General features: G+C 56.6%; 8 protein-coding genes. All 8 read left to right on the top strand.

The genetic code is table 11. The annotated features are described in order from the left end of the window. Positions 1–332 precede the first annotated feature (332 nt). The 8 genes from DTF_RS0107830 (at position 333) to DTF_RS0107795 (ending at position 9,504) form a co-directional block, all read left to right on the top strand. The gene (locus tag DTF_RS0107830) at positions 333–893 is read left to right on the top strand and encodes a helix-turn-helix domain-containing protein (protein ID WP_027714877.1); all 561 of its coding nucleotides are present in this window, start codon (positions 333–335) and stop codon (positions 891–893) included. A 120-nt stretch (positions 894–1,013) separates the two neighbouring features. Next, positions 1,014–3,161, top strand: coding sequence for a methylmalonyl-CoA mutase (gene scpA / locus DTF_RS0107825; RefSeq protein ID WP_035056286.1), 2,148 nt, complete (start codon positions 1,014–1,016; stop codon positions 3,159–3,161). 33 nt (positions 3,162–3,194) lie between these two features. Next, positions 3,195–4,169 (top strand): methylmalonyl Co-A mutase-associated GTPase MeaB, encoded by a 975-nt coding sequence (meaB, locus tag DTF_RS0107820; protein WP_027714875.1) that lies wholly within the window; start codon positions 3,195–3,197, stop codon positions 4,167–4,169. Between the two features lie 58 nt (positions 4,170–4,227). Further along, a complete protein-coding gene (mce, locus tag DTF_RS0107815; protein ID WP_369798558.1) occupies positions 4,228–4,632 on the top strand; it encodes a methylmalonyl-CoA epimerase in 405 nt (134 codons plus the stop codon). A 265-nt stretch (positions 4,633–4,897) separates the two neighbouring features. Continuing rightward, on the top strand, positions 4,898–5,404 hold the full coding sequence (locus tag DTF_RS25355) for a peroxiredoxin family protein (protein WP_027714873.1): 507 nt from the start codon (positions 4,898–4,900) through the stop codon (positions 5,402–5,404). 468 nt (positions 5,405–5,872) lie between these two features. Next, complete coding sequence (locus tag DTF_RS26450; RefSeq protein ID WP_155890750.1) at positions 5,873–6,010, top strand: hypothetical protein; 138 nt, start codon at positions 5,873–5,875, stop codon at positions 6,008–6,010. 92 nt (positions 6,011–6,102) lie between these two features. After that, positions 6,103–7,470: an alginate export family protein gene (locus DTF_RS0107800; RefSeq protein WP_027714872.1), complete on the top strand. Its 1,368-nt coding sequence runs from the start codon at positions 6,103–6,105 to the stop codon at positions 7,468–7,470. A 276-nt stretch (positions 7,471–7,746) separates the two neighbouring features. Then, entirely contained in the window at positions 7,747–9,504 is a 1,758-nt protein-coding gene (locus DTF_RS0107795; protein ID WP_027714871.1) for a VCBS repeat-containing protein, read from the top strand. Positions 9,505–9,597: the final 93 nt, after the last annotated feature.

Raw genomic sequence — 9,597 nt, 5'->3', positions numbered from 1 at the left:
GGCGGGATTTTTGCTCAGCCATCTGAGCTTTTGCGAAGGCATCACTCCGGGAGGGCTGAGACAGCCGGCGCCACCAGTTTTGAGACCCAATGTCGGTGAAGAAACATAACAAAACAACGGTTTTTCTTTTCTCTTGTCATAAAAAATTTTATTATGTTCAAAATTGGCCCATTTCGGCGGAAATTGGACAGTTGTGAATCAGGTTCAGGGGAAATCGTTTACTCAGGATAAAGGTGTTTTACCATCAGTAAAAAGTTTTGTTGACATTTTCGACCATTTTCGGTATATCGGGGTGAAATAAAACTATTTTTTATTTTCGAAACGGAATCTGCATGGATTACAATATCGGCTCCAAAATTAAAAAACTTCGCAAGGCCAGAAAATTGACTTTGCAGGACGTGGCCCGGGAAACCGGATTCTCTCCCGCGCTGATCTCCCAGATAGAGAACAACAACGTTTCTCCTCCTATCGCCACCCTCTCCAAAATCGCGCGCTTCTTCGATGTCAAGATGGGGCTTTTCTTTGAGGAAGAGGAAGAGCAGCGCCGGTACGAGATCGTCAAAAAGGGCGAACGGCGTGTTGTAAGCCGGGTAATCTCCAAGGCGGGAACCGGGCATGGGTACACCTACGAAGCTCTTTCCTTCCGCAAGCGCAACAAGAAAATGGAACCTTTTCTACTCACCGTGTCCGAAAGGGCTGGCGAGGAAACCCTCTATAATCACGAAGGTGAGGAATTCCTGCTTATTCTCAAAGGAAAGGCCGAAGTCATTCTCGAAGACGAACGCCTGACTCTTGAGGAAGGGGATGCGGTCTACTTCGACTCCTCTCTCAAGCACCGGCTTCTTTCCTACGACGGAAGCGAGGTCCAGGTCCTTGCCGTGGTCACCCGGTAAGCCGGCCGCCCGGATTCCAGGCTCAATGAGTCTGTTGCCACCAGTTCGCCTGGTATCTCGGCCAATAATTCTATTATTTTCCTGACATAAGGTAACAACCAGCAACGAGGATCAATGATCATGACAAAATTTTTCGAGAAAAAATCCCTGTCTGAATGGGAGGCGAAGGTCGTCAAGGAGATCAAGGCCGAGGACATTTCCCGGCTGATGTGGGACACTCCCGAGGGGATCCGGGTCAAGCCCCTTTATACCCGGGAGGATACCGAGAATCTGGAGACCACAGATACACTCCCCGGCTTCGCGCCGTTCGTCCGAGGTCCGATGGCCTCCATGTATGCCGGTCGGCCATGGACGGTTCGCCAGTACGCCGGTTTCTCCACTGCCGAAGAGTCCAACGCCTTCTACAAGCGCAACCTGGCCGGAGGCCAGCAGGGACTCTCCGTCGCCTTCGATCTCGCCACCCATCGGGGGTACGATTCGGATCATCCCCGCGTTGTGGGCGATGTCGGAAAGGCGGGCGTGGCTATTGACTCCATCGAGGACATGAAGATTCTCTTTGACGAGATCCCATTGGACAAGGTTTCCGTCTCCATGACCATGAACGGGGCGGTGCTGCCTATCCTGGCCATGTACATCGTCGCCGCCGAGGAACAGGGCGTCTCCCGGGAGCAGCTTGCCGGGACGATCCAGAACGACATCCTCAAGGAATTCATGGTCCGCAACACCTACATCTATCCGCCCGAGCCTTCGATGCGGATTATCTCCGACATCATCGAATACACCAGCAGGCACATGCCTCGCTTCAACTCGATTTCCATCTCCGGCTATCATATCCAGGAGGCTGGCGCCAACAATGCCCTGGAGCTGGCCTTCACCCTGGCGGACGGCCTTGAATACGTGCGCGCCGCGCTGGCCAAGGGGCTCGATATCGATGCCTTCGCACCTCGGCTTTCCTTTTTCTTCGCCATCGGCATGAACTTCTTCATGGAGGCTGCCAAGCTGCGGGCCGCCCGCTTCCTGTGGGCCGAGATGATGAGCCGGTTCAATCCCAAAAATTCCAAATCGCTCATGTTGCGCACCCACTGCCAGACCTCGGGCTGGAGCCTTACCGAGCAGGACCCCTACAACAACGTCATCCGCACCACCCTCGAGGCTCTGGCGGCGGTACTCGGCGGTACCCAATCCCTTCACACCAACGCCCTCGATGAGGCGATCGCCCTTCCTACCGACCACTCGGCCCGCATCGCCCGCAACACTCAGTTGATCATCCAGGAAGAATCCGGGGTCACCAAGGTCGCCGACCCTCTGGGAGGCTCGTATTATGTGGAAGCGCTGACCAAGGAGCTTATCGACGAGGCACAAAAAATCCTGGATGAGATCGAAGAGCTCGGCGGCATGACCAAAGCCATCGAATCAGGAATGCCGAAGCTGCGCATCGAAGAGTCCGCTGCCAAAAAACAGGCGGCCATCGACTCTGGGCGCGACGTCATCGTCGGCGTCAACAAATACCGTCTGGCCAAGGAGGATCCCATCGAGGTCCTCGACATCGACAACACCGCCGTACGCGAAGGTCAGATCGCCCGTCTGAAAAAGATCCGTGCCGAGCGCGACGAAGCAACCTGCAGGGAAGCGCTTGCCGCCATAACCCACGCGTGCGAGAATAAAGAGGAAAACCTCCTCGGACTCTGTGTAGAAGCAGCTCGTCGGCGGGCGTCGGTAGGTGAGATTTCCGATGCCATGGAAAAAATCTTCGGGCGCCACCGGGCCGAAATCAAACTTGTATCGGGAGCCTACGGATCCGTGGTCGAAAATGATCAGAACTTCGCCGCCCTGAAAAAGCGGATCGATGACTTTGCCGCCGCCGAGGGCCGCCGGCCGCGCATTCTCATTGCCAAGATGGGCCAGGACGGCCATGATCGCGGAGCCAAGGTCGTGGCCACCGCCTATGCCGACATCGGATTCGACGTCGATGTGGGTCCTCTCTTCCAGACACCTGAGGAGGCAGCAAAAATGGCGGTGGAAAACGACGTGCACGTGGTCGGCGTCTCCAGCCTCGCCGCCGGGCACAAGACCCTGGTGCCGCAGCTGGCGGCCGAGCTCAATAAACTCGGCGCCGAAGACATTGTCATCGTTTGCGGCGGAGTCATTCCCAGACAGGATTACGAGGCTCTCACCACCGCCGGCGCCGCCCGCATCTTCGGTCCCGGAACGCCGATTACCGCCTCCGCCGCCGAGACCCTCGATGCGATCGAGGAGAAGAGGAAATAGGCATTCCTCTTTTAATTCAGGTTTCCGCTTTTGATCAAACTCCACGAAATCGCCGAAGGGGTCAAAAAGGGCCGGCTCCGCGCCTTGGCCAAGGCCATCACCCTGATCGAGAGCCGCAACCTCGACCATTCAGTGGCGGCTACAACCCTCCTGGATGAGCTTCTGCCGGCCACCGGCAATTCCATCCGCATCGGCATCTCCGGTGTTCCCGGCGCCGGCAAGAGCACCTTCATCGAAGCCTTGGGCCTGCACCTGACAGCTCAGGGACACAAGGTCGCCGTCCTCGCCGTCGATCCCAGCTCCCAGCTCTCCGGGGGGAGCATTCTTGGCGATAAAACGCGCATGGAGCACCTGTCCCGCCACCCCAGCGCCTTTATCCGACCGTCCCCCGCGGGCTCCACCCTCGGCGGGGTTGCCCGCAAGACCCGGGAAACCATGCTGGTCTGCGAAGCGGCCGGCTACGACGTTGTCATCGTCGAAACCGTGGGGGTCGGTCAGTCGGAGATAACCGTCGCCTCCATGGTCGATTTCTTTCTTCTTCTCCAGTTGCCGGGAGCCGGCGATGAACTGCAGGGGATCAAAAAGGGGGTCATGGAGATCGCCGACGCCATCCTCATCAACAAATCCGAAGGAGAAAATCGCTCCCGAGCCGAGCTGGCGCGCCGTCAGTACCTCAACGCCCTGCACCTGCTCAAGCCCAGAAGCCCCAACTGGCAGGTGCCTGTCCTCCTCTGCAGCGCCTTGAACCATACCGGTATTGAAGAAGCCTGGAAGACGATACTCTCTTTTCGGGAGGCAATGGGAAGGGAAGGCGAATTCGAGCGCAAGCGCCGCCTGCAGGCTACCGACTGGATGTGGACTCTGCTGTTGGATGATCTAAAGGACCTCTTCATGCGCGACAAGAATGTTGAGGCGCTGATCAACCAGGTGCAACAAGCCGTGGCCGAGGGCATCACTACTCCCAGCGCGGCGGCGAGGCGGCTGCTGGAGGTCTTCAAGCGACATTAAAAAAGAGGTTATTTGTCAAATCTTTTGACGCCCAACAGGTTTATGAGGAGGTTTCATGCTGTCGAAAAAGATCAACCATATCGGCGTTGCCGTAAAGAACATCGAAGCTTCCGTCCCTTTTTACCGGGACGTTCTCGGCATGGCTTATGAAGGGAGCGAGGAAGTGGCCGAGCAGAAGGTGCGGGTCGCTTTTCTGACCGTGGGCGAGAGCCGCATAGAGCTGCTTGAGCCGACATCGCCTGATTCACCGGTGTTCAAATTCCTGGAGAAAAACGGGGAGGGAACACATCATGTCGCTTATGAAGTGGCCGATCTCAAAGGAGCTCTTTCGGAACTACGTTCCGCCGGAGTAAAATTGATCGATCAAAACCCTCGCCGCGGAGCCCATGGCACCCTCATCGCTTTTCTCCATCCGAAGGACACCGGGGGGGTTCTGACCGAATTGTGCCAGTCCGGAGAATAATGAGAAGAGCTCGTTGCAGGCCGCAGGCCTCAGGACAAACCCATGAATCAAGCACTGCTCATCATGGGGTGAATTCGGTAGCTCCCTGACTGAACAAGAATCGGTAAAGATTCATTTTTTTGCCTTGACAGGGTGTTTTGAAGAATTGTACTTTAGGTTAGAATTTTAAAACAGGGCGGCGCTTAATCGATTGACGGATGGGGTGAGATTGCCTACACTGAAAGACAAGCACCATGGTCTTTCACCTTTTTCTGGAGGGTTCCACATGAAAAGGTTGTTGGCACCATTCCTGACCGTTTCCCTATCCTTCTTGATTGTTCTTTTTTTCTTCAGCCCCGTCGCCGCGATCGAGGCGGGAGCGCCCGCCCCGGATTTCGAGCTCAAAACACTTGAAGGAAAAAAGGTCCGGCTTTCAGATTATAAGGGGCAGATTATCCTTCTGAAGCTGGCTACCACGTGGTGCCCGACCTGCCGCCAGCAGACGGAGGAAATAAAGGAAGCCGGCAAATTCCTGGCTGCCAGAAACGTGGTTGTAGTCGACGTTTTTCTGCAGGATTCCGAAAAGATGGTCCGCGAATACCTTGAAGGTGAAGACCTCCAGGTTCCTTTCGTTGCCCTTCTGGACGACGGCAGCGTCCATAAGGCCTACAATGTCTACCTGATTCCCCGGGTGCTCCTCATCGACGGGAGTTTCAACGTCCGCCGGGACGGCAGCCTTCTGTCCGCCCGGGACCTGATCAAGCAGATCCAAAAAATCACCGGAGAGAGCTGACCCAAAGAAAACATGTTTACCTGATCTGTCCCTGGGGGATTCATTGTGAAAATAGTGATTTATGAAATCGGAGGTAACAATCTACCGCCTGTGCGAAGCCGCCTGTTCATATCGTCGTCATGACGCATGAGGGTGTATTCGTGGGCGGTATTTTAATTCATGATTTCGTGCATGGCAAAAGAGGTCCCTTCCTGTAAATTTTTCCGATCGTTCACCTGATTTGATAGTGGCTGAAAAGCAACAGTGTGGCGGAGATCCCACAGTATTTATTTGAAGTGAAGGAAGGCAGTTGAAAATTAAATTAATAAAACCTTTGCCATACAATACGTTTCACATAAATATCGCAATCTCCAAATTCGAAGGAATTGGCATCATTGTTGTAAGTGCAATGTTTAGTGATTTCTGTAATATTACGATTCCTGTTCGATGTTGACCCGATGGTTAATTACAATGGAAGGAGGTGAAAGAATGAAAAGACTGGTTTCCTTTGTGCTGGTGGTGATGTTTGCTCTGTCGCTCTCCGCCTGTGCCGGAATGGGCAAAAAAGAGACCACCCGAATCAAGTGCCCCGCCTGCGGGTACGAATTCGATGCCCCCAGAGAGTAATCTCTTCTCCCGGCGCTCTATCGTGGAGTCCGGGATGCGGGCTTAGGGCCCGCTAATCGCACAACTTTTTTATTTCGATTCAGGAGGCAAAAGTGAGCAAAGCAAGAATTATCGTGGCGACCCTGCTCGCCCTCGCCGTGGCGGCCCCCGCCATGGCGTTTGATGTTCAGATCCAGGGGGACTTCAACAACCGTTTCGGCTACACCACCCAGTCGGACGTCACCTCTCTCAACTCCCTGTCCAACGAAGCCACGATCTACGTGAACTCAGGCGGCTTCCCTACAGCCACCCTGACGGATGAAAACGGCGATAACGACGACGAGTTCTTCGCCGAGGCCAAGTACCGCCTGCACTTCATCGGCACCGACGATGAGAAGAAGGTCAAGGGCGTCATCGGCCTCGAGCTGGGCGCCAGCAAGTACGGCCAGCGCGATGGTTCAGCCAGTACTGGAGCCTTCAACAAGGGTTTTGTGTTCGGCGGCGACGGTCGGGATACCATTGAGCTGCAGTATGCCTATACCGAATTCGAGCTCCCTTTCGACCCTGCCACCCGCATGACGCTCGGTCTGCAGCCGGTCGGCCTCAACAAGTGGGTGTGGTCCGACAACGCCGCCGGCGTCAAGCTCGCCTCCAAGCGCGGAGATCTGGGCTACTCCCTCAACTGGTTCCGCAACGAGTATACTTACGGCACACAGGAAGACACCCGCGACGTCTACGCCGTGGACGTCAAGTACACCGCCAAAGATCTGCCTAAGCTGAACCTCTTTGCCCTCTACAGCCACAACGATGCAGGACAGCTTGCCTTTGATGATGAAGAGATCTGGCTCGGCGCCGCCATCGACGGTCAGGCTGGCGCTTTCTTCTACGGTGCAACCGCCGTCTACCTGACCGGCGAAGTGGATGCCGAAAACGGGCTCCTGCCCAACAGTACCAGAAACGACGCTGACCGCAGCGCCTATTTCTTCAACGCAGAAGGCGTTTTCAAGGCCGGCCAGGCCCGCTACACCCTCGGATGGATGTATGCCTCCGGCGACGACGATCCAACCGATGGCGACATCGAAAACTATGACGTCATCGACGTTTATGTCCCTGTTGGCTCTGTGGTCATCTTCGACAGCTTCGCCGATGACAACACCGCCGCCACATCCCCCTACATCCAGGACAAGGGATATAACATGGTCTATGTCAAGGCCGACTTCGACCTCAACGATAAGACTACCGTCGGCGCAGGCTACTTTTGGCACAACACCGCTGAAGACCTTGTTGTGAACGGCCTCGAGACCGACAAGGATCTCGGCCACGAGATCGTTCTGGCCGCCGCTCACAAGATCACCAAGAACCTGACAGCCGGGATCAAGGCCGGCTACCTCATCGGCGGCGACGCCTGGGACGCTCTGGCCGCCAATGACGACTCCGACGATGTGTTCGTCACCGACGCCAGTCTCCGCCTGAAGTTCTAAGATTGTAGAACCTGGACAAATTATGTTATGTTCATGGCCGGGCCCTTGCGCCCGGCCTTTTTTTACTCGCTGCCCGGGTCGCCGGTCGCGAAGTAACTCGTTAGTGGGTTCTTCCCTGAACAACTATCGGTCGATGATCCCCTTGGCGAAAAGTCTCCCCTAACGCAAAGACGCAAAGGTAAAAGACTGGTTCAAAGCTGGTCACGGCATCAACTCAGCGCCTTGTTTTTATCTTTGCGCCTCTGCGTTAAATTAATCCAGATAGGAGGTTCAGCCTTGAACGTGCTTCGTATTGTTTTCGCTGTAGCCCTGCTCTTCCTTGTCCTCGTCACCACAGCTTCAGCGGCGGTGCTCGACGAGATCGCCCGTGATTTTAAGCCCCTCTCCGGCTACGTGATCATGCCGGTTGACGGCGAATACCTGATCGATAAGGATGCCTCTCATAGGGTCTCGGTCGGCGATCTGTTCACCGTGGTCAAGCCGGGGGAGAAAATTATCCATCCGGTGACCAAGGAAGTGCTGGGAACCCTGGACGAGGTTAAGGGAGTCCTGCAGGTCACCCGGGTCAAATCGGGCTACTCCTATGCTCGTCCCGTTGGTAAGGACCAGAAAGTTGAGCGCGGAGACGTCGTCACCCGTTATGAGAAGATCCCCGCTCGTTTCTGGGACTACACGGGAAAAGGACAGGCGTTTTTCGCCGAGTTGAAGAGCACCCTGCCCGCCCTCGAGTGGCAGGACTACGCCGTCTCCCAGGCAAAACGCCCGCAGGCCCCCTCCGCCCTTCCGGAGCAGGGGGCTGCTCTTATTTTCATCTTGAGGCATGACGGCCTCGAGGTGCGCGACAGCGGATTTCAGGCCTTGCACGCCTATCCCGTCCCGGAGAGGCTGACCGCCGGAGCATCCGCCTCTGCCGTTGGGGCGACCCTCGAAGAGCGTCTCCTGGCCCTGGAGCAACAGCAAGCCCGGGTTTCGGCTCCACAAAAAGAGGCGCCTTATCGTCTGGAAGAGCCGCAGGTCGCGGCAAAACCAGGAGTTGCCTACGAGGCGGCTTTCCCCGGGTTCAGGAGTCTGGGGAACTTGGACGGGGTCACCCACATGGCCGACTTTCTGCGGGATGGAGACCGCCTGTTGATGGCGGCCACCGACGGCAAACAGTGCCAGATCTACGAAGTCGATGAAAAGCTGGCTCCTCTCAGCAGGGCCGACACCAGTTACGCCGCCAATATTCTGGCCGTGCACTGGTGGCGTCCGACGCCCGCCGGCGCCCCGATGCTGGCTGTGACCGCCTGGAGCGGCCGGCGAGTGGAGAGCGCCCTCTTCGCTCTGCAGGGGGAGCGGCTTGTTCTGCTGGCGGAACACCTCCCATCCATTTTCGGCGCCTTTGATCGGGACGGCGACGGAGTTACCGAGCTTCTTTTGAGCCAGTCCTTCGATGCGGAGACCTTCTTCGGACATCGGATCAGCGAGATGCGCCTGGTGAAAGGCGAACTCGAATTTTCGTCTCCGACCTTCGATCTGCCCCGCGATTTCACCGTGCAGGGGAGCCTCTTTGTCGATCTTACCGGCGACGGCCGATTGGAGACCGTAACGGTGCGCCATGGGTTTCTCCACGTTTACGACGGGAAGCAGGAACTTTACAAGACGCCCAAGCAGATGGGCGGCAGCCTGTCGTCGCTATCCTATCCGATAGATCCCGACAGCAGGGACCCGCAGACGGGTTTCGCCAGCTTCGAAGTGCCCCCCGTGGCCGTCGACCTCGACGGAGACGGGCAGCGGGAGCTGGTGGCCGTCGCCTCGGACCGCTCCTCTTTCGGCGCCCCTGGAGTGGGGCCGGGAGTGAAGAAAAGCTGGCTGTCGGTCCTCAAGTACCGGGACGGCATGTTCGTCAAGGGGACCATCGGCGAGGAACTCGATACGCCCCTGCAGGGTCTCTACGTCACCGCCGACCGGGTTCTGTTCGTGGCGACCGAGCCCCCCTCCATGCTGGGTCAGGGGGGAGCAAGCCACCTGCTTTCCTTCCCGCTGAGCCGTTAGGTTTTCGTTTTCACAAGCTAAAAAGACCCGGTTCGCGCCGGGTCTTTTTTTATGCGTGCGCCACGTGCCACTAGCGATAGGGGTAAGGATGCG

Origin of the sequence: Desulfuromonas sp. TF (genome assembly GCF_000472285.1) — a bacterium.
In the GTDB taxonomy this organism is placed as follows: Bacteria; Desulfobacterota; Desulfuromonadia; order Desulfuromonadales; family ATBO01; genus ATBO01.
Note: the sequence above shows the minus strand (reverse complement) of the source record. Positions and strands in the feature narration are given on the sequence as shown.